21 protein-coding genes and 1 tRNA gene are annotated in these 23,662 nt (G+C 64.7%); 12 read left to right on the top strand and 10 right to left on the bottom strand.

What is annotated here, in order from left to right; translation table 11 throughout:
• The first annotated feature begins 11 nt into the window (after positions 1–11).
• Both ACWGQ2_RS14855 and ACWGQ2_RS14850 read left to right on the top strand, forming a co-directional pair.
• Positions 12–2,159, top strand: a complete 2,148-nt coding sequence (locus tag ACWGQ2_RS14855) for a cytochrome c oxidase assembly protein (protein ID WP_452018592.1) — start codon at positions 12–14, stop codon at positions 2,157–2,159.
• Complete coding sequence (locus tag ACWGQ2_RS14850) at positions 2,156–4,069, top strand: NHL domain-containing thioredoxin family protein (protein ID WP_452018590.1); 1,914 nt, start codon at positions 2,156–2,158, stop codon at positions 4,067–4,069. Before ACWGQ2_RS14855 ends, ACWGQ2_RS14850 begins: the two co-directional genes overlap by 4 nt.
• 83 nt (positions 4,070–4,152) lie before the next feature.
• On the opposite strand, the gene ACWGQ2_RS14845 is transcribed toward ACWGQ2_RS14850, so the two are convergent.
• The 10 genes from ACWGQ2_RS14845 to ACWGQ2_RS14800 form a co-directional block, all read right to left on the bottom strand.
• Entirely contained in the window at positions 4,153–5,136 is a 984-nt protein-coding gene (locus ACWGQ2_RS14845; protein WP_452018588.1) for a hypothetical protein, read from the bottom strand.
• Between the two features lie 81 nt (positions 5,137–5,217).
• On the bottom strand, positions 5,218–6,495 hold the full coding sequence (locus ACWGQ2_RS14840) for an ABC transporter ATP-binding protein (protein ID WP_452018842.1): 1,278 nt from the start codon (positions 6,493–6,495) through the stop codon (positions 5,218–5,220).
• Between the two features lie 37 nt (positions 6,496–6,532).
• The gene (locus tag ACWGQ2_RS14835) at positions 6,533–7,375 is read right to left on the bottom strand and encodes a carbohydrate ABC transporter permease (RefSeq protein WP_452018586.1); all 843 of its coding nucleotides are present in this window, start codon (positions 7,373–7,375) and stop codon (positions 6,533–6,535) included.
• Complete coding sequence (locus ACWGQ2_RS14830; protein ID WP_452018584.1) at positions 7,376–8,338, bottom strand: carbohydrate ABC transporter permease; 963 nt, start codon at positions 8,336–8,338, stop codon at positions 7,376–7,378.
• Entirely contained in the window at positions 8,335–9,621 is a 1,287-nt protein-coding gene (locus ACWGQ2_RS14825) for an extracellular solute-binding protein (protein WP_452018582.1), read from the bottom strand. Before ACWGQ2_RS14825 ends, ACWGQ2_RS14830 begins: the two co-directional genes overlap by 4 nt.
• Positions 9,622–9,965: 344 nt before the next feature.
• A complete protein-coding gene (gene panD, locus ACWGQ2_RS14820; protein ID WP_452018580.1) occupies positions 9,966–10,385 on the bottom strand; it encodes an aspartate 1-decarboxylase in 420 nt (139 codons plus the stop codon).
• 94 nt (positions 10,386–10,479) lie between these two features.
• Positions 10,480–10,553 (bottom strand) — tRNA-Gly (locus ACWGQ2_RS14815).
• A gap of 118 nt (positions 10,554–10,671) precedes the next feature.
• Positions 10,672–10,935 (bottom strand): protealysin inhibitor emfourin, encoded by a 264-nt coding sequence (locus ACWGQ2_RS14810; protein WP_452018578.1) that lies wholly within the window; start codon positions 10,933–10,935, stop codon positions 10,672–10,674.
• Entirely contained in the window at positions 10,932–11,972 is a 1,041-nt protein-coding gene (locus ACWGQ2_RS14805) for a M4 family metallopeptidase (protein WP_452018576.1), read from the bottom strand. The genes ACWGQ2_RS14810 and ACWGQ2_RS14805 overlap by 4 nt, the downstream gene beginning before the upstream one ends.
• 167 nt (positions 11,973–12,139) lie before the next feature.
• Positions 12,140–12,643 carry an SseB family protein gene (locus ACWGQ2_RS14800; protein ID WP_452018574.1) on the bottom strand — a complete coding sequence of 168 codons (504 nt, stop codon included), beginning with the start codon at positions 12,641–12,643 and terminating at the stop codon, positions 12,140–12,142.
• Between the two features lie 164 nt (positions 12,644–12,807).
• On the opposite strand from ACWGQ2_RS14800, the gene kynA reads away from it, so the two are divergent.
• From kynA to ACWGQ2_RS14750, 10 genes are all read left to right on the top strand, one after another.
• Positions 12,808–13,659: a tryptophan 2,3-dioxygenase gene (gene kynA, locus ACWGQ2_RS14795; RefSeq protein ID WP_452018840.1), complete on the top strand. Its 852-nt coding sequence runs from the start codon at positions 12,808–12,810 to the stop codon at positions 13,657–13,659.
• A 20-nt stretch (positions 13,660–13,679) separates the two neighbouring features.
• Positions 13,680–14,255, top strand: a complete 576-nt coding sequence (dcd, locus tag ACWGQ2_RS14790) for a dCTP deaminase (RefSeq protein WP_452018572.1) — start codon at positions 13,680–13,682, stop codon at positions 14,253–14,255.
• Positions 14,256–14,406: 151 nt separating this feature from the next.
• Complete coding sequence (locus ACWGQ2_RS14785) at positions 14,407–16,173, top strand: FAD-dependent oxidoreductase (protein WP_452018570.1); 1,767 nt, start codon at positions 14,407–14,409, stop codon at positions 16,171–16,173.
• Positions 16,174–16,191: 18 nt separating this feature from the next.
• On the top strand, positions 16,192–17,094 hold the full coding sequence (locus ACWGQ2_RS14780; RefSeq protein ID WP_452018568.1) for a LysR family transcriptional regulator: 903 nt from the start codon (positions 16,192–16,194) through the stop codon (positions 17,092–17,094).
• A gap of 97 nt (positions 17,095–17,191) precedes the next feature.
• Positions 17,192–18,538, top strand: a complete 1,347-nt coding sequence (locus tag ACWGQ2_RS14775; protein ID WP_452018566.1) for an MFS transporter — start codon at positions 17,192–17,194, stop codon at positions 18,536–18,538.
• Positions 18,539–18,555: 17 nt separating this feature from the next.
• Positions 18,556–19,419 carry a shikimate dehydrogenase gene (locus ACWGQ2_RS14770; RefSeq protein ID WP_452018564.1) on the top strand — a complete coding sequence of 288 codons (864 nt, stop codon included), beginning with the start codon at positions 18,556–18,558 and terminating at the stop codon, positions 19,417–19,419.
• A 31-nt stretch (positions 19,420–19,450) separates the two neighbouring features.
• The gene (locus ACWGQ2_RS14765) at positions 19,451–20,629 is read left to right on the top strand and encodes a Gfo/Idh/MocA family protein (protein WP_452018562.1); all 1,179 of its coding nucleotides are present in this window, start codon (positions 19,451–19,453) and stop codon (positions 20,627–20,629) included.
• A gap of 16 nt (positions 20,630–20,645) precedes the next feature.
• Complete coding sequence (locus tag ACWGQ2_RS14760) at positions 20,646–21,557, top strand: sugar phosphate isomerase/epimerase family protein (RefSeq protein ID WP_452018560.1); 912 nt, start codon at positions 20,646–20,648, stop codon at positions 21,555–21,557.
• Positions 21,558–21,560: 3 nt separating this feature from the next.
• Positions 21,561–23,351 (top strand): FAD-dependent oxidoreductase, encoded by a 1,791-nt coding sequence (locus tag ACWGQ2_RS14755; protein WP_452018558.1) that lies wholly within the window; start codon positions 21,561–21,563, stop codon positions 23,349–23,351.
• Positions 23,348–23,656, top strand: coding sequence for a YciI family protein (locus tag ACWGQ2_RS14750; RefSeq protein ID WP_452018556.1), 309 nt, complete (start codon positions 23,348–23,350; stop codon positions 23,654–23,656). The genes ACWGQ2_RS14755 and ACWGQ2_RS14750 overlap by 4 nt, the downstream gene beginning before the upstream one ends.
• Positions 23,657–23,662 lie beyond the last annotated feature (6 nt).

The raw sequence follows: 23,662 nt of genomic DNA, 5'->3' as shown, positions 1-23,662 counted from the left end.
AGGGGTAGAGAATGGATAACGTGCCAAACTCTGCCAAGACCCAGAACACCCTGCCGGGCCGTCCTGCCGGCCAGGCATCCGAACCAGGACATCCCGCGCGCAACGGCTGGCTGGCTGCAGGTGCGGGGATCATGGTCCTTGCCCTGGGGGTGGCGCTGCTCTTCTCCGGTGCAGCCGCAGCGGCGCAGCTTTCGGATCCCGGTGCCCTGACCCGCTGGGGGCTGCCCGTCGCCAAAGCCGTCCAGAACGGCGCTGTAGCGGCCGTCATCGGTGCCCTGGTGTTCGCCGTCTTTATCCTTCCCAAGCATGCCGGACCCCGCCTGGGCAAAGGTGAACGGGAAACCCGGCCTGAGCATCCTGCCTTCACCCAGGCCATGAACCTGGCCTCAGGCGCCGCCGCGCTGTGGACGCTGTCCGCGATCGCCGTCATGCTGTTCACCTACTCGGACGTCTCCGGCCTCCCGCTGAGCCCGGACCCGTCCTACACCGACGGGCTCGCGTCCTTCCTGACGGATTTCGCCACCGGCCGCGCCTGGCTTGCCGTCAGCATCATTGCGGCGGTCGTGACAACGCTGACGTTCGGGGTGCGTTCCCTGACGGGCCTGGCCCTGACCCTGGCACTCGCAGCGGGCGGCCTGCTGCCCATGGCCCTGGTGGGCCACGCCGCCGGCGGAGATGACCATAGCGCGGCCGTGAACTCGATCGGCCTGCACCTGATCGGTGTCTGTGTGTGGATCGGCGGGATCATCGTCCTCGTAGTGATCGCCAAGCAGCTCGGCGACATCACCGGGGTAGTCCTTCGCCGCTTCTCGGCCCTGGCCGGTTTCGGGTTCATCCTGGTATCGCTCTCCGGCCTGGTGAATGCCTCGCTGCGCATCACCTCACTGGAACAGCTTGACTCCCGCTGGGGAGCGCTGGTGCTCTTCAAGGTTGCCGCCACACTGGTGCTGGGCATCTTCGGGTTCCTGCACCGGCGCTGGATCATTCCGCAGCTCCCGGCCGCTGCCGCAGGCTCCACCAAGAGCGCGACGCCGGATTCTCCCCGCTCGATGAGTGCACGCCGTGTGCTCTGGCAGCTGATCGGCGTCGAACTGCTCATTATGGGGGCGATCTCCGGTGTGGCCGCAGCACTGGCACGTACCGCACCGCCACGGCCGGAGGAGCTGCCGCCGAACGCCTCACCGGCCCGCATCCTCACCGGTTACGACCTGCCGCCGGAACTCACCGCAGAACGCTTCCTCACCGAATGGCGGTTCGACTGGCTCTGGGTGGCAATCGTGGTGACCATCGGCGCCGCCTACATCCTCGGTGTCATCAAGCTGCGCCGCCGCGGCGACAAATGGTCCCTGGTGCGGACGCTGTGCTGGTTCGTTGGCCTGATTGCCCTCACCTACGTGACCTCCGGAGCTCCGGCCGTCTACGGCATGGTGCTCTTCAGCACGCACATGCTCGGGCACATGGCACTGACCATGGTGGTTCCGCTGTTCCTGGTCCTCGGCGCCCCGGTCACCCTGGCGCTGAAGGCCCTGACCCCGCGCCGCGACGGCAGCCGCGGCCTGCGTGAATGGATCCTGATCGGGGTGCACTCACGCTATTCAAAGATCATCACGAACCCGATCTTCGCTGCGGTGAACTTCGCCGGCTCGATCGTGATCTTCTACTACTCCGACCTGTTCGGATTCGCGCTGCGTGAGCACGTGGGCCACGAGCTGATGGTGCTCCACTTCCTGCTCACCGGCTACATCTTCATCCTCACCATGATCGGCATCGACCCGCTGCCCAGCCGGGCACCGTATCCGCTGCGCCTGGTCATCCTGCTGGCCACAATGGCTTTCCACGCGTTCTTCGGCGTGGCCGTGATGGGACAGACATCGCTGATCCAGGCCTCCTACTTTGGCAACATGGGCCGCGACTGGGGTGTCAGCGCCCTGGAAGACCAGCAGCTTGGCGGTGCGATCATGTGGGGAATCGGCGAAGTTCCCACCGTTCTGGTGGCGATCGGCGTCGCTCTCCAGTGGTCCCGGACGGATGCACGTGAAACAAAACGCAAAGACCGTGCGGCGGAACGGAATAACGATGCTGAACTTACGGCTTACAACAATATGTTCGCCCAGCTGGCCGAACGTGATGCAAGGACAGACCAAGGAGAACGCAGATGACTGAAACGGTGCGCGCCGGATACCGCGTCCGGGCCTCCGAGCTGGAAGGACGGAACTGGCTCAACACGGGCGGGAAGCAGCTGGGGCTGGAAGACCTCCGCGGCAAGATCGTCCTGCTGGACTTCTGGACCTTCTGCTGCATCAACTGCCTCCATGTGCTTGATGAGCTGCGGCCGCTGGAAGAGAAGTACTCCGACGTCCTGGTGACGGTCGGGGTCCACTCGCCCAAGTTCGAGCACGAGGCCGACCCGGTGGCCCTGGCCGCCGCCGTCGAACGCTACGAAATCCACCACCCGGTCCTCGACGACCCGGAGCTGGCCACCTGGCAGGCCTACACTGCCCGCGCCTGGCCCACCCTGGTAGTCATTGACCCCGAGGGATACATCGTGGCCCACCTCTCCGGTGAGGGCCATGCTGCCGGACTCGAGTCGCTGGTCGCTGAACTGGTGGCCGAGCACGAGGCCAAGGGAACCCTGCACCGCGGGGACGGACCCTACGTTCCGGCGGAAGCCACCTCCGGCGACCTGCGTTTCCCCGGCAAAGCCGTGGCGCTGCCGGAAGGAACCTTCCTGGTTGCAGACACCGGACACCACCGCCTGGTGGAACTGGAAGCGGACCTGACCACCGTCCGCCGCGTCATCGGTGAAGGCACCAAGGGCTGGCGCGACGGCGACTCCGGAACCGCCCGCTTCAACGAGCCGCAGGGCCTGGCCGTGCTGCCCGCGGCCGTGGCCGAGACCCTCGATTACGACGTCCTGGTGGCCGACACCGTAAACCACCGCCTGCGCGGCGTGAACCTGGCCACCGGAGCGGTCACCACTGTGGCCGGCAACGGCGTCCAGCGCCTGCTCGACGCCGAGAACCAGGCGGCTGAAGCCTCGACGGACCTGGGAACCGATCCGCTGGGCACCTCGCTTTCCTCCCCGTGGGACGTGCTCTGGTCCACTGCCCTGGGCCAGGCCGTGGTGGCCATGGCCGGGACCCACCAGATCTTCGCCTTCGACCCCGCCAACGGTGCCCTGTCCATCGTGGCCGGAACCGGTTTGGAAGGACTGCTCGACGGCGACGGGGACGCTGCCTGGTTCGCCCAGTCCTCGGGCCTGGCCCAGGACGCCGAGGGAAGCATCTGGGTTGCGGACTCGGAAACCTCGGCACTGCGCCGGCTCCGCTTCGACACCTCCGCCGAGGGCCGGCCCGCCGTTACGGTGGACACCGCCGTCGGCGCCGGCCTGTTCGACTTCGGCTACCGCGACGGCGCCGCATCGGAGGCCCGCCTGCAGCACCCGCTCGGCGTCGCTGTTCTTCCGGACGGCTCGGTGGCCATCGCTGACACGTACAACGGCGCCGTGCGCCGCTACGACCCGGCAACACAGACCGTCTCCACGCTCTCCCGCGGCCTGGCAGAGCCTTCCGGGGTCCTGCTGGACTCCACTGCCGATGAGCCGCTGCTGATCGTTGTGGAAGCCAACAAGCACCAGCTGGTGCGGCTGCCCATCCCCAAGGAAGCGCAGTCAGTGGATGAAGGTGCCCGGCAGACCCAGCGGCCCAAGACCGCCATTGCTCCCGGAGCCCTCGGCCTGACGGTCCGCTTCGCCGCGCCCAAGGGGCAGAAGCTGGATGACCGCTGGGGTGATCCGACCCAGCTGAAGATCTCTTCCTCCCCGGAAGAGCTGCTGGTCTCCGGAGGCGGAACCGCCGTCGGGCTGGTCCGTGAACTGGTGCTCTCCGACACCGTTGCCGAGGGCGTCCTGCACATCACCGCCCGTGCTGCAGCGTGCGACGGCGAGCCCGGGGGAGAGATCCCGGATCACGCAGCCTGCCACCTGTACCAGCAGGACTGGGGCATTCCGGTTCTTATGCAGGCAGGCGGCGAAACGGAGCTGACTCTGGACCTCCGCGGTCTGGACTAACCTCCGCACCAAACGAGATTACAGAAACTGCTCGTATCCGGCCGGATACGGGCAGTTTCTGTTATCTCGATGAAGAGGACGGGCTAGTCGATGACGGCGGTGAGGGAGACTCCGGCGTCGGTGATGGAAAGCCTGGCGCCAAAGGAGAACTCCTTCTCCTCCACCAGCGGGCTCTGCGCTCCGGAGAAGAGGTCGGTCTGGGTTGCACTGACCCGCGCCTTGCCTTCCAGCGGCGCCAGCACCCAGTGGCCGTCGGCGGGGGAGATCTCGACGGTGGGGTATTCCAGGATCTCCCAGGTGATCGGCGGCTCTACGCGGTTCTCGGTGAGGTGGTAGAACGGGCACCCCGGAGGAGCCAGGCGGTTCTGTTCACCGGCGCAGCTGTCCAGGAATTCACGGACGCGGGCGTCGACGGTTTCCACGAGCTCGTCCGTAGCCTGGCTGCGCAGGGTCATCTGCATCGTGTCCCCGGGTCCTGAGAGCAGTTCTGCCTGCTCCGGTGCCTCGAAGTAGCCGCTGGTGTAGGAAGCAGCTACACGGGAAGGATAAAACGCTGCGAAGGTGTTGGTTCCTTCGGGCAGAAGGACGCGGGTGCCGTTCAGCTCCGCTTCGTTCTGGTTTGGCGCGGTGATCTGCACAGTGGGCAGGTCCTGCGGCCGGAAGGACCACTCGTCGAAGAACATCCAGCGGGTGCCGGTCTGCTCCAGCTCAAAGGTCGACTTGCCCTGGGCATCGCCAAGTCGATAGCTCAGCACCACACTGGTGCGGCCGTCTACGGACGCGGGAACTTCCTCCATGTCCAGCACTTGCAGGTCCTGAGTGGAAGCGCGCAGCGCATCCGAGTCCAGCAACGCCGCGTTGGCTTCCGGAACCTCGGCATTGAGGATCCCCAGAGCCAGGGCTCCGTCGCCGTCCTGGAGCGCCTGGAGATAGTTCTCCACCTGCTTGGCCGGACCGTAGACCTTGGCATTCACAAGCCAGATGACGACGACGGCGGCCGCGATGGTGAGCATGAGGGCAGTGAGCCAGATGGTGACTGCCTTGATTACCGGTGATGATGCCTGCACGCTCTTACGTTACCTGCCGCTGCTGGACACAAGTGACCCGGGAGCCGCAGCGGGCGGTTCCCGGGTCGCCTGCGCAGCAGTCTAGGAATCAGCCCTGGTGGCTGCTGCTTCCTTGTTTTCCTCGTGCGCCATGGCGATTTCTTCGGCGCGGCGCTCGTTGGCTTCTTCGGTCAGCTCTGCGCCTGCCTCGGGATCCCGGGTGAGGTTGTCGCCGGTTTCGGGATCGAAGATGTGGATCTTGCGCGTATCCAGCCACAGCTCGGCGTCGCGGCCACCGCGCACCCGGCTGGCGGCGTCGAGCGTCACCACGATCTGCGGGCGCAGCTCGTCGGCATCCATGTCCCGGGCCAGGTTGTTCAGGAGCTCCCGGACTTCCGGCGTCGGATCAAAGTGGATGTAGCCGTACTGCTCGTTGCCGAGCCATTCGGTGTGGGTGATCGGCGCGGTAAAGGTGGAGCCATGGGCTTTCTTGTCGTTTTCAACGAGAGAAGCATCCTCGAAGAACTCCGGCCGGATACCGACCAGCACAACTTTCTTTCCCGCGGCCTTGGCTGCCTTGTCCTCGGGAATCGTGATGTCACCCACCGCGGTCTCAAGGACGTTGCCGTCCTTGATCGTTGCGGGAAGGAAGTTCATCGACGGGGATCCGATGAAGCCGGCAACAAACAGGTTGATGGGCTGTTCGTAGAGTTCCCGGGGAGAGGCCACCTGCTGCAGGATTCCCTTTTTCAGGACAGCAACCCGGTCGCCCAGCGTCATGGCTTCGGTCTGGTCGTGGGTCACGTAGATGCTGGTGACGCCTAGGCGGCGCTGCATCTGCGAGATTTCCGAACGCATCTGTCCGCGGAGCTTGGCGTCCAGGTTGGAGAGCGGCTCATCGAACAGGAAAGCGTCGGCCTGGCGGACGATCGCACGGCCCATGGCCACCCGCTGGCGCTGTCCGCCGGACAGGTTCGCAGGCTTGCGGTCCAGATGCTCGGTCAGCTCCAGGGTGGCAGCTGCGTCGTTCACCAGCTTCTTGACCTCCTCATCGGAGTATTTGCCCTTGTTGAGCCGGAGCGGGAAGGCAATGTTCTCGAACACCGTGAGGTGCGGATACAGGGCATAGTTCTGGAACACCATGGCCAGGTTCCGGTCCCTGGGAGCCTTGTCATTGACGCGCTCCCCGTTGATCAGCAGGTCACCGGAGGTGATGTCCTCCAGGCCCACGATCATCCGAAGCAGGGTCGACTTGCCGCAGCCGGAGGGGCCCACCAGGATGATGAACTCACCGTCGGCAATGTCCAGGCTGATGTCGTTGACGGCCGGGAAGCCGTCCCCGTACTTCTTGACGAGATGGTTGAGCGTAATAGATGCCATGCTCATGGCTCCTTTTCTAGTACCGTGCGTCTGGGGGCTAGCCCTTGACGGCGCCCTGGGTTAGTCCGGATACGATCTGTCGCTGGAACAGCAGTACGAGTACAACGACCGGGATGGTCACAATGATCGCCGCCGCGGAAATTGCTCCTGTTGGCGCCTCGAACTGGGAAGCGCCGGTGAAGAAGGCCAGAGCCGCCGGCACCGGCCGTGCAGCGGAGGTTGAGGTAAGTGAGATCCCGTAAACGAAGTCGTTCCAGGCGATGAAGAACGCGATGATCGCCGTGGTGAAGACGCCGGGGGCAGCCAGCGGAACGATCGCCTTCCGGAACGCCTGCCAGGTGGTGGCGCCGTCGACCTGCGCTGCCTGCTCCAGCTCCCATGGAATCTGGCGGAAGAACGCTGCCAGGGTCCAGATGGAAATGGGAAGGGTAAGGGAGAGGTAGGGGATGATCAATCCGGGCCAGGTGTCATAGAGACCGATGTTCCGCCAGAGGTTGAACAGCGGGGTCACGATTGAGATCACCGGGAAGATGGAGACGCCAAGAGCCGTGGTCAGCACCAGCCGCTTGCCCGGGAAGTCCAGGCGGGCGATCGCGTAGGCACAGAGTGTGGCCAGCACGACGGCGATGAACGTGGCGATCAGCGAGATGCCGATCGAGTTCCGCAGCGCCGAGAGGAACAGTTCCTGGGCATCCCCCACCAGAATCTGTTCGTAGTTCACCGTGGACCAGGTCGTCGGCAGGAAGGTGCCCGAGGTCAGGTCGCTGGGAAGCTTGAACGACGTCGCGAAGATGGATGCGACCGGGAACAGCGCGTAGATGATGACCAGGATCGAGATGATGGTCCAGGTTATGCGCCTGCGTATCGGTGACGATTTCATTTAGTTGCCCCCTCGTGCGCCGGTCAGGTCCACCTTGAAGAGTTTGATCGCTACGAAGCAGATCAGGATCACGCAGAGGAACAGCAGGACGGACACCGCCGAACCCATACCGATCTCCAGCCGGGTAATGGATGTGCGGTACGCCAGCAGCGACAGGGTTTCAGTGCCGTACGCGCCCTTGGTCATGATGTAGACGTTGTCGAAGATGCGGAAGGCATCCAGTGCACGGAACAGGACAGCCACCATGATGGCCGCCTTCATGTTCGGCACAATCACCCGGGAGAACCGCTGCCACCAGGTAGCGCCGTCGACTTCTGCCGCTTCCGTGAGTTCCCCGGGCACCTGTGCCAGGCCGGCCAGCAGCAAGAGGGAGATGAACGGCGTTGTCTTCCAGATTTCCGAAGCCATGATCACGGTAATGGCGGTGCCGAAGTCCGCGAACCAGTTCAGGTCGGTGCTGATGCCCGGGACCCAGCTGAACCAGTGGTTCACGTAGCCGGAGTTGATATCGAAGGCGTAGAACCAGGCGAATGCCGACACCACGGTGATGATGCCGTAGGGAACCAGGATCGCTGTGCGCAGCCAGCCGCGGACGGCTTTCAGTGCGCTGTTCATGACCATGGCGAGTGCGAAGCCGAGGACCAGTTCGATGACCACAGTGACCACCGTGATCAGCAGGGTCACGCCCAGGTCCCGCCAGAACACTTCGTCCGTGAGGATGGTGGCGTAGTTGCTGAGGAAGACGAATTCCCTGTCATCCGGGGCAGTCAGGCGGTATTTGAAGAGCGAGTCCCAGAGCGCCAGGAGGATGGGGTAGGCCGTAACAGCCAGCATGATGATGAACGCCGGCCCGGCCAGCCAGAACCCCAGCCGGCGTTCAGCCTTGGCCCGGTCGCTCAGCCCGGGCTTCCGTCCCTTGGGACTGCCGCCGGCGGCGGCACGTGTTTCGACTGACGTACTCATAGCAGCCTCTCTCCCTTCAGGACCTCAAGAATGAACTGCTGGCTGGTTTCCGGAGTGGTGTCCGGGTTGACGTCCTGGGGCGGCGTCCAGGTCTGCTGAATGCCGGTGGAGATTTCGTTGTAGTACGGAGTCTGCGGGCGGGGTTTGGCCAAATCGAGCGACTCACGGATCGTCCCTGCCATGGGGAACGTGTCCACCACTTCCGGATCGTTGTACGCGTCCGGGTTGGAAGGCGGGTTGCCGTTCGTCGCGAAGTAGAAGGCCTGGTTTTCGGGGCTGACAATGCACTCGATCGCGTCATAGGCCAGATCCGGATGCTTGCTCTTCGAGCCCACACCCAGGTCGATGCCGCCCAGCGGGGGAGCGGTCTCCTCACCTTCGTTGACCTGCGGATAGAGGGCCCAGCCAATGTCATCGATCAGCGAGGCCGGCAGGGCGCCCTCCTCGACGGCCGCGTTGGTCGCAGGCCAGACGAAGGGATAGTTGACCATGAAGGCGCCTTTGTCCCCCTGGAACTGGATCATCGAGAAGTTCTCAGTCTGGGTCGGAAGACCCGGGCCGCCGAGGCCTTCCTTGCCGATGGTGGAGACGATTTCCGCAGCCTTCTTGCCTGCATCGGAGTCGATGCCGAGGCGGATCTCGTCAGCAGGGGCGTCCGGGTTCTCCACGATCTGCCCACCGGCTGATTCGATCAGCGCGTTCACCCAGACGGTCATGGATTCCGCCCGGGCGCCCTGGACGCTGAGGTACTTGTCCTGGCCGGCTACGGCCTCGATCAGCTGGTCCCAGGTGACGGGCTGGCTCATATCGAGCCCGGCAGCCTCGGCCACGGACTTGCGGTACCAGAGGATCTGCGTGTTGGCCCAGAACGGAACGGCGACTACCTCGTCCTTCCACGTAGCACCGGCGAGGGCACCTTCCAGGACGTTTGCAGTGGTCCGTTCCCGCACGTCGTCCGGGATCGGCGCGAGGTAGCCGGGTTCGGCGTATTCCGGGACATTGGGCGGGTCCAGGCTCATGATGTCCATGCTGGTGTCTCCGGCAGCGAGCCGCCTTGCCAGCTGCTCCCGCTGCGACGGTGCATCGTTGGGGAGCAGCGAAGTCTCGATGGTGTACGCCCCGTTCGAAGCGTCAGAGCAGCGCTTCGCGAGTTCGGCCTGCCCGCCGTCGTCCGGGTTGATGTACCACGTCAGGGTTGGCGCAGAGCCGGAATCGGAGCTGCAGCCAGCCAGCAGAGTGGCACCGACGGCGAGGGCGAACCCCGCGGCTGCAGATTTCTTCATCCGGCGTCTGCCGTGATGTTTTGCACCTTGTGGCATGGGTATATGCCTCCACCTCGTCGTAGGCACGGACTTCAGTGATGTTCCGCGAAAGGAAGCTCAGCAACCTTTCGATCGACCATATGCCCTGCAAGGTGCATTGCGCCACAGTTCCCCGGGTAAACCCGCGAAACCTCAGGTGGCAGGGGTGCTAACCGTTATTCAACCGTGTCCGGGAGGGGAAACGGGTGCGTAGGATCCGCCCGCTGCGGTCCAAAACGCGAGTAGTGCCCAGTAACTGCCGGTAGTTTTCCCGGGGCCAAAGGCTCCCGTGGCCCCCGTTGGCGGGAGGGTGGATGGAGGCAGTCCTAGGAGCGGGATGCCGCCAGTGGCGGACGCTCGGTGCCCGGTGTGAGCGCTTCAGCCGGATCGCTGCCCAGCTCGAGGATCTGGTTGTCGGCGTCCACATGGACCACAACCGGGACGTAGGAGCGGGCTTCCTCGGTGGTCATGTCCGCATAGGTGATCAGAATGACCTTGTCGCCAATGTTCACCAGGTGTGCCGCGGCACCGTTGATGCCGATCACGCCCGAACCGCGTTCGCCTGCGATGGTGTAGGTCTCCAGACGCGAACCGTTGTCCACGTCCACAATCGCAACCAGCTCACCGGGGAGAATATCCGCTGCGTCAAGCAGGTCCTCGTCCACAGTCACGGATCCGACGTAGTGGAGATTTGAATGGGTAACGGTGGCCCGGTGGATCTTGGACTTAAACATTTTCCGGTTCATAGCGTGTTCAAGTGTACGCCCGCCCGCAGGGTGCCTTCCGGCAGCAAAAACACCCCCGGTCCGCAGACCGGGGGTGTCAGTGAAGCCATCACGCTGGAGCGGGCGACGGGAATCGAACCCGCGTATCGAGCTTGGGAAGCTAGCGCTCTACCATTGAGCTACGCCCGCATGTTCCGGTGAACCACCGGCACAACAAACCACTTTACATGCCTTGGGCACCAGCAGCATAAACCCGTTGCAGTGGTGCAGCTGCCTTCGAACCGTCACCCAATCGGCAGGCGGAAACCTAGGCCCGGCGGGCCTCTTCGCCGTCCCTGGCGCGGTCCACCAGCTCCCTCCACCGTCCCTTGAGTGAAGTCTCGGGAATGGTGACGGCCTGCTGGCCAACGCTGATCTCATAGGTGAACCGGTCGGCACCGTCAGCGGACTCCTGCGGCGGGTCCTGAAGCAGCGGAAGCCAGCGTTCCTCGGCTTCCTCGGAACTCACCTCGCTGCTCCACGTGCGTCGCATGCCAGCCATACCTCCGGTACGCACCACAACCAGTCTCATACCATGACATTAACCTCTTGCCATGCGGCCTGCACAGCAGAACTTTCTACGCTCCCGGCACCGTAGCGCTTTTCAGCCGCCGTAATGGTGGCGGAGGCGAAGAGCGCAAAGCTGCAGTCTGCCGGGAAATTCGGTTCAGTGATGGTGTCATACCAGACCTGGCCTGCGCGTTCCCAGGCGTAGCCGCCCAGCCGCATGGCCGCGAGGTAGAAGGCATGGTTGGGGATGCCTGAGTTCAGGTGAACACCGCCGTTGTCCGAGGTGGTTTCCACGTAACCGGACATGTTGGCCGGCTGGGGATCCTTGCCGAGGACGTCGTCGTCGTACGCCGTTCCGGGAGCGGCCATGGACCGCAGCGCCGAGCCGCTGACTTCCGGCGTGAAAAGGCCCTCGCCAATCAGCCAGGAAGCCTCCTCCGCGGTCTGTCCCAGGAGTTTTTGTTCCACCAGGCTGCCGAAAACGTCGGCCACGGACTCGTTCAGGGCACCTGCCTGGTCCTGGTAGACCAGCTTGGCGGTGTACTGGATGACGCCGTGGGTCAGTTCATGCCCAATCACGGTCAGGGACTTGCTGAACCGTTCGAAGACTTCTCCGTCTCCGTCACCCAGGACCATCTGCGCACCGTCCCAGAACGCGTTGTCATAGTCCCGCCCGTAATGCACGGTAGCCAGGAGCGGCTGCCCCGCGCCGTCCACGGAGGCCCGTCCGTAGGCGTCCTCGAAGAGATGGTAGGTGGCGCCAAGGCCGTCATAGGCCTCGTCCACTGCGGGATCCCCTGTTGGGGGAGCGCCCTCGGCACGCACTTCTTTTCCGGGAAGCTCCTGGCGCTGCATCGCGTCAAAAACGGTGCGGCGGAGCTTGGGGCTGAAGGCGGTACCGGATGACGGCGCTTTGGCGGTGCGGCCGAGTTGCCGGGTTTCCGCGACGGAGTTGAACTCCATCAGGGTGCGCCGGGCAGCGTCGGCAGCGCCGGCAAGCCGGTCGGGACGTTCAGCGATCCGGGAGAGCAGATACGGCGGAACGATCGAGCAATTCATTGAGGAAGCTGGGAAACAGGTCACTTTACAGCCCTCCATCTGTAGTGAGTTTCCCCAGACTATGCGCCGCCACCCCCACGGCAAGGCCGAGGCAGGCAAAACCGGGCCCTGTTGGCCAAAGGGCAACCTAAAAGTACGGCCGGGCCGCTGCGGAGGGGCCAGGCAGGTTAGCCGGCGGAGGCGTCCGGGCGTGCTGAAGGCGCACCGTCAAAGGCCGCAACAACGGCTTCGACGCCCTCGGGTCCCAGCTCGAGTCCAAGCGCGTTGCCGGGGTTGATGGCCAGCCCGTAACCCGGAGCGATGCTGCGCAGTGTCGCCTCGCCGGATGCCTTGACCATGATCGGCGCAGTGTCACGGATGCGCGGGGGGATGCGCTTGGCGTCCGTAAAGGTTGCTGCGACCGGAGCGGCGCCTTCCGGCGACTTCAGCACCAGGGCCTGGAAGCTGGCGGGGTCGTCTTCGACGGTCAGCCGGCCCACACTGAGCAGTTCCGAGTTCCAGATGGCCGTAATGACATCCCGGTTGCTGATGGTCCCCGCCTGGCCGTCCACGATGGCCTGCTCCAGCTCCGTGTCGGGAACAGGTGAGCCGGGCTGGGCGCCTGCCGGGGTGCCTGTTTCCTGGCTGCCGTCTTCGATGCCGCTGGTGCTGTTATCGGTGCCGTTGTCCAAGGGGACCTCCTCTGGAGGGTCGGATGCATAAACGGCCAGTCTTCCACAGCCTGCCCGTGGCGCAGAAGCCAATGGTGCACCGCTCCGGTTACCGTGAAGTGAGTGCGGAAGCCGGCACAGCGGTACCAAGCACAGGCAGCGAACCAGCCAGCAACGGAGCAGCGATGAGCGTAGACCGGAACACCAGGGACCTGGAGCCGGGAATTGAGCGGGATTTCAGCCGGAAAATGAGCTACGGCTCCTATCTGGGACTTGATGAACTGCTTTCAGCCCAGCATCCGGTCAGCAGCCACCACGACGAGATGCTGTTTATCATCCAGCACCAGACCTCCGAACTGTGGCTGAAGCTTGTCCTGCATGAACTCCGGGGAGTCCGCGCGCGGCTGATGGCGGATGACCTGCGTGCAGCGATGAAGGGGATCGCGCGGATCAAGCACATCCAGCGGTCGCTGACCGAGCAGTGGTCTGTCCTGGCAACCCTCACGCCGTCGGAGTACGCCGAGTTCCGGGGCGAGCTGGGAGCCTCATCCGGGTTCCAGTCCTACCAGTACCGCGCCGTCGAGTTCCTGCTGGGAAACAAGAACGCCGCCATGCTTGAGGTATTCCGCTCCGATCCGCAGGCCCAGGCACTGCTTGCGGAGCTGCTGGCCGCCACCAGCGTCTACGACGAGTTCATCGCCGCGCTCAGCCGCCGCGGCTACCCGGTGCCGCAGGAACTGCTTGAACGCGACGTCACGCAGGCGCACGTTTTCAACGCGGCCCTGATGGACATATTCCGGGGTGTGTATGAAAACGCGGCGGAGAACTGGGACATTTACGAAGCCTGTGAGGAACTGGTGGACCTGGAGGACAACTTCCAGCTGTGGCGTTTCCGCCACCTGCTTACTGTCCAGCGGACCATCGGAATGAAGCGGGGCACCGGGGGCTCCTCTGGTGCGCACTTCCTGCGCAGCGCCCTGGACCTGACGTTTTTCCCCGAGCTCTATGCGGTCCGCACCGAAATCAAGCAGGCATAGGGATGCGCTATTTTTAGAAGGTGCTGATATCTGACCGCGACATCCGAGCCGAAATTGCAGACCAGCGGATCGTTCTTGATCCCTATGACCCGGCCATGGTCCAGCCCTCCAGCGTCGACGTGCGGATCGACCGCTACTTCCGTCTTTTCGACAACCACAAGTACGCGCACATCGATCCATCCCTGGACCAGCCGGAGCTGACCCGCCTGGTGGAAGTGGATCCGGACGAACCCTTCATCCTGCATCCGGGTGAGTTCGTCCTGGGGTCCACCTACGAACAGGTCACGCTGCCTGACGACGTCGCTGCCCGGCTGGAAGGCAAGTCCTCGCTGGGACGGCTCGGCCTGCTCACCCATTCCACTGCCGGTTTCATCGACCCCGGTTTCTCGGGCCACGTGACGCTCGAGCTCTCCAACATGGCCACCCTGCCGATCAAGCTCTGGCCCGGATCCAAAATCGGGCAGCTGTGCTTCTTCCGGCTCACTTCGCCTGCGGAACATGCCTACGGCTCCGGTGCCTACGGCAACCGTTACCAGGGACAGCGCGGCCCGACGGCGTCGCGCAGCTACCAGAACTTCCACCGCACCAATATCTAGCGGGCAGGTGCACGGGACAGCCCCTCGGGATTGTCTCTGCCCTGCACATAATCCATGACTTAATTAGTCATGGACGCTACATGGTTTCGCGCTCATACTGGGGACTACAGAGCGCAGGCGACGCACGCTGAGGCGTGCTCGAAGGAGAACCATGGAACCGTCCACCTCAGCAGAACATTGGGATCAGGAAATCGATCTTCTGGTCCTGGGGGCCGGGGCGGGCGGTTTGTCCGCAGCGTTGACCGCAGCTGCCGAGGGCGTATCCGTTCTGGTCCTGGAGAAAACCGAGTATTTGGGCGGCACCACGGCCTACTCTGCAGGGACCTGCTGGGTGCCGGACAACCGGTTCCAGCGGCAGCAGGGAATCCATGACGACCAGGAGCGCGCCGAGCGTTATCTGGATGCAGTCGTGGGGGATAAGGCGCCCCGCGACGGCTGGCTGGCTTACCTTGAGGCGGCCCCCCGGATGCTGGACGCGATGCAGAAGCTTGGTGTGACCTTCCGGCACTCTCCCGCGGTGGTGGACTATCATTCTGAGCTGCCCGAGACGGGGGCAACAGGGCGGGCACTGGAGCCGGATCCCTTCGACGGCCGCCTGCTGGACAGGTCAGATTTTCGCCGCGTCCGTCCACCGGTGCCGGAGTTCGCCCTGATGGGTGGAACCCTGATGCTCCGGCGTGCCGAGGTTGCCGCCTTGCTCAAGCTCTTTAGCGGGTCGCTGGCGGACCGGGCGAGGGCAGTCTCCCTGGCTGCCGGGCTTGGTGCCCGGTGGGCACTGGACCGCCTCACGCGTCCCCGGGGGACCCGGCTGGTGATGGGCAACGGCCTGGTGGCCAGGCTGTTTTACGAATCACGCCGGCGCGGGGTCGAATTCAAGTTTGGTGCCCGCACCGGCGAGCTCCTCGTTGAGGACGGCCGCGTTGCAGGTGCCCTGGTGACCCACGAGGGCAGGCGCCTTCGGATCAGGGCGCGGCGCGGAGTAGTGCTTGCGGCCGGCGGTTTTGCCCACAGCGCACGGATGCGTGCCGAGCTGATGCCCGAACCAACCCCGCAGTACTCGCGGGCCGGGGAAGGCGCCACGGGAGACACGCTTGCTCTGGCGGAGGCTGCCGGGGCCGCACTTGGCCGCGACAACGGCGAGAATGCGCTGTGGTTCCCCAGTTCGATCGGCCGCCGTGCCGACGGCTCCAGGGTGGTTTTCCCGCATATCTGGGACCGTGCCAGGCCTGGCGTCATTGCTGTTGGGGCCGACGGCAGGCGGTTCACTGACGAGTCCTGCTCCTACCACCGCTTTGTGCGCGCTATGTTTGCTTCTCCCGGAGGTTCCGCCATTCCCGCGTGGCTTGTGGTGGACTCCCGTACCCTCGCCAAGTACGGACTGGGCATGATTACCATGCCCCATCTGCCCCGCGCTGCGCTGAAGAGATATGTGGCGGACGGGTATCTGTACGAAGCGGACACCCTCGCCGGGCTCGCTTCCCGCATCGGCGTCGATCCGGTGGGTCTGGAAGCCACTGTCCGGCGGTACAACGGCTTTGCGGCCACCGGGGTGGATGAAGACTTCCACAAGGGTGAACTGGCCTTTGGCAGGGCGGCAGGGGATCCCGGGCACGGACCCAACCCGAACATTGGGCCGGTGCAGAAAGCTCCGTTCTATGCCATGGCTGTGGTGCCGACGCCGCTTGCCACCGCCTACGGAATACTCACGGACGGCAACGGGCAGGCGCTGGATGCCCGGGGAAACCCGGTAGCCGGTCTCTATGCCGCCGGAAATGATGCCGCCTCTGTGATGGGCTCGGAGTACCCCGGTGCCGGAGTGCAGGTTGGCTCTGCCCTGACGTTCGGATGGGCGGCAGCCCGCCACGCGGTCGCTGAGGCAGGGGCACCCGGTAGGCTGAGGGAATCCGGGGCGGTCTAGCGTTAGGTTTGGGTACTCGTGGAAATCCGTTGGCTCGAAGCATTCGTAGCTGTTGCAGAGGAACTCCACTTTGGCAATGCGGCAGCCAGGCTGCGCATGGCGCAGTCTCCGCTGAGCCAGACCATCCGCAAGCTGGAACGCTCGCTGGGTGCTGAGCTGTTTCACCGCAGCACCCGCTCTGTGGAGCTAACCGCGCCGGGTCACGCCCTGCTGCCCTATGCCCGCGAGGTCCTGGCGCAGCTGGACGTCGCTGCCAAGGCTGTCAAGCTGCCGCAGGGCCAGGTTTACGGCAACCTCACCCTGGGCTTTACCGGGGTGCTGAACCATTTCTCACTTCCCCCGCTGGCGCGGGCAGTGCAGCAGGTTTATCCGGAGATAGCGCTGACCCTGGTAGGCCGCGTCATGACGCAGGACGCCGTCCAGCAGCTGGAATCGGGCTCGCTGGACCTGGCCTTCGTGGGCCTCCCGGTTGACTCATCCCGCATCAATGCCCGCCTGCTGGCGCAGGAGCCGTTCGGAGTGGTTCTGCCCGAGGGGCACCGGATGGCGGACAGGGAGTCCGTTGACCTTGCTGCGCTCGCAGACGAGTCCTTCATCCTGCCTCCCCGAAGCGCCGGCTCTGTCCTCTATGAGGGCACCATGCGGGCCTGCTCGGAGGCGGGTTTCTATCCCAGGGTGGCGCAGGCCATCACTGATCCGTACATGGTGATGATGCTTGTGGCTGCCGGAATCGGAGTGGCAGTGCTGACGGAAGGAATATCCTCCATGCTGCCCCCGGGGGCGGTCTACGTCCCTCTGGCGGGCAAACCGCAGTACATGAACCACGGCCTTGCCTGGTCCATCCGCCCGGGCTCCAAGGCGCGCGATGCAGTCCTGGAGCTCAGCGAGTCAGTGCTGCCGACCGCTTCCCCGATCATGTAAAAGAGCTACATAGTCTATGTGTAATTAGGTCGTAGACATAATAAGTGTGGTGGATCACACTGGATGATGTTCCTCCGACGGGGGAGAAAGGATCATCATGACAGCCACTTCTTCCACCGCTCCTGCAGCTGCCGGCAGAGCTACGCCGCAGGCCCGCCGTGCCGCACTCTCAGGCTTCCTCGGGAGCACCCTCGAGTACTACGACTTCTTCATCTACGGTTCAGCGGCCGCCCTGGTCTTTTCCCACGTCTTCTTCCCCGCTGAGGGAAATTCCGTACTGCTTTCAATCTCCACGCTGGGTGTCGCGTACGTGGCCCGGCCGCTGGGCGCCGTCATCTGGGGACACCTTGGGGACAAGTTCGGCCGCCGGACCACTTTGATGGCGTGCCTGCTTCTGATGGGAATCTCGACGTTCCTGATCGGCTGCCTGCCCACATATGACCAGGCAGGGCTGATCGCGCCGCTGGCGCTGGTGGTCCTGAGACTGTTGCAGGGCCTCTCCGCCGGTGGTGAATCACCGGGTGCTGCATCACTGTCCATGGAGCACGCCCCCGATCACCGCCGTTCGTTCTTCGCCAGCTTCACCATGAGTGGAATCATGTTCGGGATCGTGCTGGCGACCCTGGTGTTTATCCCCGTCGCGTCCCTGCCCGATGAGCAGCTGCTGACCTGGGGCTGGCGCGTCCCGTTCTGGATCAGCATCGTCCTGACCGGCGTCGCCTTCTGGATCCGGCGCCATCTGGAAGAGCCGGAGGTCTTTGAAGAAACCAAGGACGCCAACCAGGTGGTCAAGGTTCCGCTGGTGGAACTCTTCAAATACCACTGGGCCGCGGTGATCCGTGTGATGTTCTCGTCCACCTTCGCGATGATCAACACCATCGTCAACGTCTTCGCGCTGGCCTACGCCGTGGAGCACAACGGCATTGAGCGCACCACCATGCTCACGGTGATCGCAGCTGCGAATTTCTCCGCCGTCCTGACCCAGCCCCTGTATGGAATGCTGGCGGACAAGATCGGACGCAAACCGGTGTTTATCGGCGGTGCCCTGGGCGCCGGCGCCATGATGTTCGTGTTCTTCAACGCCATCAGCACCGGCAACGTCGCCCTGGTGTTCATCTCCTCGATCATTCTCATGGGCGGCCTGTACGCCGCACCCAACGGGTCTTACATGGCTTCCTTCCCTGAACAGTTCCCCGCAAACGTGCGCTACTCCGGCATGGCGATCGGCCTTATGCTCGGGCTGCTCGTTTCAGGCTTCACCCCGGCGATCGGCACCCTCATGACCGCCGGTGACCTGACCAACTGGATGCCCGTGGCGGTTATGTGCTTCGGCTTCACGGTGCTCGCCGCCGCTGCCTTTGCCACGGGGCCGGAAACGTACCGGATTCCCACCGCCCAGCTGGGGCTGACCCGGGCTGAGCGCGAAGCGATGAAACAGCCGTGAGGCCGGGAAGCGGACCGATGCGGATTGGGCTGATCGGCAACGGCCTCGCGACCTCCCTGTCCCCGCTGATCCATGAGAAAGAAGCCAGGGCCCTGGGACTGTCCGGCTACAGCTATGAGCGCCTTGACCTCGCCGGCGCCGGCGCAGTGGACCTGGGGGAGGTGCTGAAGGATGCGGTGAGCGGAGGTTTTACCGGATTCAACGTCACCTATCCCCACAAGCAGACCGTTCTGCCCTTCCTGGATTCAGTTGCACCCGATGCCGCAGCCCTCGGTGCCGTAAATACGATCGTGGTGTCGGAAGCCGGGCTGACCGGTTACAACACCGACCGCAGCGGCTTCCTCGCCGGGCTCCGCCGTATGCTTCCCGCGGGCGCCAGGCACCAGACCGCAGCCCTCTTTGGCGCCGGCGGCGCAGGTTCCGCTGTCGCAGCCGCGCTGCTGGACTTTGGAGTGCAGAACCTGAGGATCATCGATCCGGTTGCGGAGCGGCGGGAGCAGCTGAGGGATGCTCTGCGGCAGGCTTACCCGGATCATGGCGGAACCGGCATCCAGGCCGGCGGTGAAGAACTGGCCCGGGAATGGGTCAATGCTGCCGACGGCCTGGTCAACGCCACACCGATCGGGATGGAACACCTCCCCGGTACCGCCTTTGATACCGCGTGGCTGAGGCCCGGCCACTGGGTGGCAGACGTCGTCTACCGTCCGGTGCGGACTCAGCTGCTCGCTGACGCAGCGGAACGGGGCTGTCCCGTAGTCGACGGCACAACCATGCTCGTGGAACAGGCCGCAGACACCTTCGCGCTCGTCACAGGCATTGAGCCGTCACGGGCAAGAATGCGCTCACATCTGGCCGGGCTCCTGGAACCCGCCGCGCGGTAACTGTCCGCCACACCCTTCCCGAAAGAGGACCATGACTGAAACGGCCCGTTCACAGACACCCCGCCTGCAAGTCGGAATCGTGGGCTGCGGCAACATCAGCCGCAACCACCTCAGCGCTTTCGCCGCTATTGAGGGCACCGAGGTGGTGGGAGTCTGCGACGTCGACATTGCCCGTGCCCGGCAGACCGCCGAAGCCTGGCAGATACCCCATGCCGTGGATTCGGCGGCGGCGCTCCTGGACCTGAAGCTGGACATCATTTCGGTCTGCACTCCGCATCCCACACATGAAGCAGTTGTGCTGCAGGCTGCGGCGGCCGGCGTGCACGTATTGTGCGAGAAGCCGATCGCCGTGGACCTGAGAGCTGCACGCAACATGGTCGAGGCGTGCGAGAGCCACGGCGTGGCACTGGGCGTGCTTTTCCAGCGCAGGTTTTGGCCGGCGGCAGCCGCGCTCCGGGCGGCTATCGACGACGGCACCCTGGGACAGCCGGTGATGGGCCAGGTGTCGGTACTGCTGCAGAGGGACCCGGAGTATTACCGTGCAGATGCGTGGCGCGGAACCTGGGCGAACGACGGCGGCGGTGTGCTGATGACGCAGGCGATCCACTACATCGACCTGCTGCAGTGGTTTATGGGCGAGGTATCGGAAGTCTACGGAGCGGTTAATTCCTTCAAACACGGTGACTACATCGAAGTGGAGGACTCCGCGAGCGCTGTCCTGAAGTTCACCAGCGGAGCACTGGCAACGCTGAACGCGTCCACGGCGGCCAGCCCTTCCCTGGGAGTGCAGATCCGCGTCACGGGTTCTACCGGAGCGACGGCCGAACTCAGCGAATTCCCTGAGGGCACGGACGGGCGCCTCACCATCGCCGCAGACGGAATGTCCGGGACGCAGGAGCTTCCCGGCATCACTGCTGGGGCCAACGTGGACCTGGCGGCCATCAACGAAGCGCTGATCCCGCATCACCGGGCACAGATCGAGGACTTCACGGACGCAGTGCGGCGCGGAGGCCCCCCGGCTGTCACCGGCCGGGACGGTACGAACGCGCTCCGCATCCTTCTGGCGGTCTACGAGTCCGCCCGCACCGGGCAGCCGGTCCGGTTTGCGCCGTTCCCCGCAGGGGTTCCGGTTGCCCCGGCGGGATGCGGCACAGCCGCTGAGACCAGATGTCCTTCTCCGCAGTCAGAACTCCGGCCGTCCGCACCCTGAAGATTCGAGCGACTACATGACAAACCACAAACCTCAGGTTGGCCTGGCCCAGCTGTCCCTGCTTCGAACCGAACCTCCCCGGCTGGTGCGCATCGCCGCTGCCGCCGGTTTCGACTTCGTCGGCGCCCGGGTGAGGCAGGTGACGCCCGCGGAGCGGCCGTATGACCTCGCCCCGGGCTCACCGATGTTCAGGGAAACAATGCTCGCCGTCGAGGAGACAGGGGTGGGAATACGGGACATTGAGTTCCTGCTGCTTGACGGGAGCGACCAGCGGTCCGCCTGGCTGCAGATGATGGAAGCGGGGAAGGCGCTGGGGGCGTCCAGCCTCACGGTTGCCGCGTCGCTCGCGGACCACGGGAAGCTGGCCGGGATCCTCACGCAGATGGCGCAGGACGGCGAAGACTTCGGCATTGTTCCCACCCTGGAAGTCATCTCCTACCAGTCCGTGAATTCGCTCCCGGTGGCCGCGGAACTGGCACGGAACTCGGGCTGCGGCGTCGTGGCCGACACCCTGCACCTGAGCAGGGTGGGCACCACGGACGAGGAGCTTCACGAGTACGGCCGGCTGATCCCGCTGCTGCAGCTGTGTGACGGGCCGGCGGACGCACCGGCAGACCGGGACGGCCTTGTGCACGAATCCCGGTCCGAGCGCCAGGTACCCGGAGAGGGCGGATTCCGGCTCGCGGAAATGATCGCCGCGCTGCCCGAAGGAACCCCGGTGAGTGTCGAAACACCTTCGGATTCAGCGCTCGCCCGCCTCGGTGAACAGGCCTGGGCGAACCACTTGAAACAGGCGGCGGACTCGGTGATCGATGCCGCCGGAAACCTGAGGGCATCCGTCCCGGTCTTCGGCAGCCCTGAGCCGCCGCCTTCCTCCGGGTACCCCCGGACCTCCCGGAACAGCACTGCAACGGAACGAACGGAATAACAGATGAGCACCACAATTAGCAGGGACACCGAAGCCGACGTCGTCGTCGTCGGGTCAGGTGCAGGCGGTATGTCCGCTGCGGTTACCAGTGCCTACCACGGACTGAAGGTAGTGGTGGTGGAGCGGGCCGGGGTCATTGGCGGCGCCACCTCCCATTCCGGCGGCTGGGCATGGGCCCCCGGCAATCCCCTGGCCAAGGCCGACGGCGTCCAGGAGGACCGCGAAGAATTCCGCACCTACCTGCGCCACGTGCTGGGGAAGGATTACGACGCCGAGCGGATCGATGCGTTTTTGGAGGCGGCGCCGCACATGGTGGGCTTTTTCCATAACCGCACCTCGCTCCAGTTCACGCCAGGCACCCGGATCAATGACATTTACGGATCCGTGCCCGGCGCGGGCACTGGACACCGGTCCGTGGCTCCGGCCCCCTTCCACGCCCGGAACGTCAGGCCCGAGCTGCGTGCCAGGATGCGGCACCAGCTGTACGCAACCAGTTTCCTGGGTATGGGAATCATGGCCGGCCCGGACCTGACCAAATTCCTCTCTGCGTCCCGGGGCAACCCGGCCGGCCTGCTCCATGCCGCCAGACGGGTGACCGCCCACCTGGCCGGCCTCGCCCTGCACCGCCGGAACATGCAGCTGGTCAACGGCACGGCGCTAACCGCCCGGCTCCTCAAGTCCGCAGACGATTTGGGAGTGGAAGTCCGCGTCTCCACGACGGCTGAAAAACTGCTGACAGACAGCGCCGGCCAGGTTACCGGCCTCCGGGTGAGTGGCCCGGACGGAGGTTACACGATCACTGCCCGCCGGGGTGTTGTCCTGGCCACCGGAGGTTTTCCCAGTAACACCGGGCGCCGCGCCGGTCTCTTCCCAAAGACCCCTACCGGGATTGAACACTGGACGCTGGCACCCCCGGAGGCAGACGGGTCCGGCCTGGATCTGGCGCTGGAGGCAGGCGCACAGTTCATCACGAAGGGTGCCTCTCCGGCGGCCTGGTGCCCGGTCTCCCTGTTCAAATACCCGAACGGGAAACAGGGCGTGTTTCCGCACATCATGGACCGTGCCAAGCCCGGCAGCATCGGCGTGCTGGCATCGGGGAAGCGGTTCGTCAACGAGGCCAACGGCTATTGGGACTACGTCGACGCGATGATCAGCGCCTCTGATGAGGACGGCCCCGTCCAGTCCTGGCAGATAGCCGATTCACGCTTTGTGCGCCGCTATCCGCTTGGTATGGCCAAGCCGCTGCCCGTGCCGCTTTTCCCCTACCTGCGCAGCGGGTACCTGGTCCGGGGCAGGACGCTCCAGGAGCTCGCGGCCAAATGCGGGATTGATGCTGATGCCCTGACCAAGACGGTGGCGGAGTTCAACGAAAACGCCCGCCGCGGCGTCGACCCTGAGTTCAGACGCGGTGAGACCCCGTTCAACCGTTCCGGAGGAGATCCGAAAACCCGCCCGAACCCCAGCCTCGCACCCTTGGAACGGGGCCCTTTCTACGCCGTCCGGGTGGTGCCGGGCAGTTTCGGCACGTTCGCCGGGCTGGCTGTGGATGCTTCGGCCCGGGTGCTCACCGAAGTGGGCACACCCATCAAGGGGCTCTACGCAGCGGGCAATGACCAGGCCAGCGTGATGGGCGGCCACTACCCGGCAGGCGGCATCAACCTTGGCCCCGCCCTGACCTTCGGGTACGTCGCCGGACGCGACCTGGCCGGAGTTACCGCCTATGAGGACGACGGCACCGCCGCACCGAGCAGTTCCAGCACACCAGCAACAGATTCCCAGGAGCTCCAGCCATGAACACGTATGCCGTCACCTACACCTACTCAGCCGAAACCGCCGCTCAGCGTGAGGGCGTCCGCCCGGATCATCTGGAGTTCCTGCAGGCACTCTTTGACTCGGGCAGGCTGCTGGTCAGCGGGCCGCTGGATGCAGGCGCCGGAGCCCTTCTGGTCATGAGGGCATCCGACGAGGCAGAGGCCGCCGCAGTGATGGACGGTGATCCATTCGCCCGGGCCGGACTGATAACCAGCCGCAGGATCAGCTTCTGGAACATCTTTTTCGGCAAGGACAAACTTCAGGCCCCGGCAGAGGCCAAGGGGTAGGGGCGG

This window comes from Arthrobacter sp. NPDC055585 (assembly GCF_053619115.1).
Note: the sequence above shows the minus strand (reverse complement) of the source record. Positions and strands in the feature narration are given on the sequence as shown.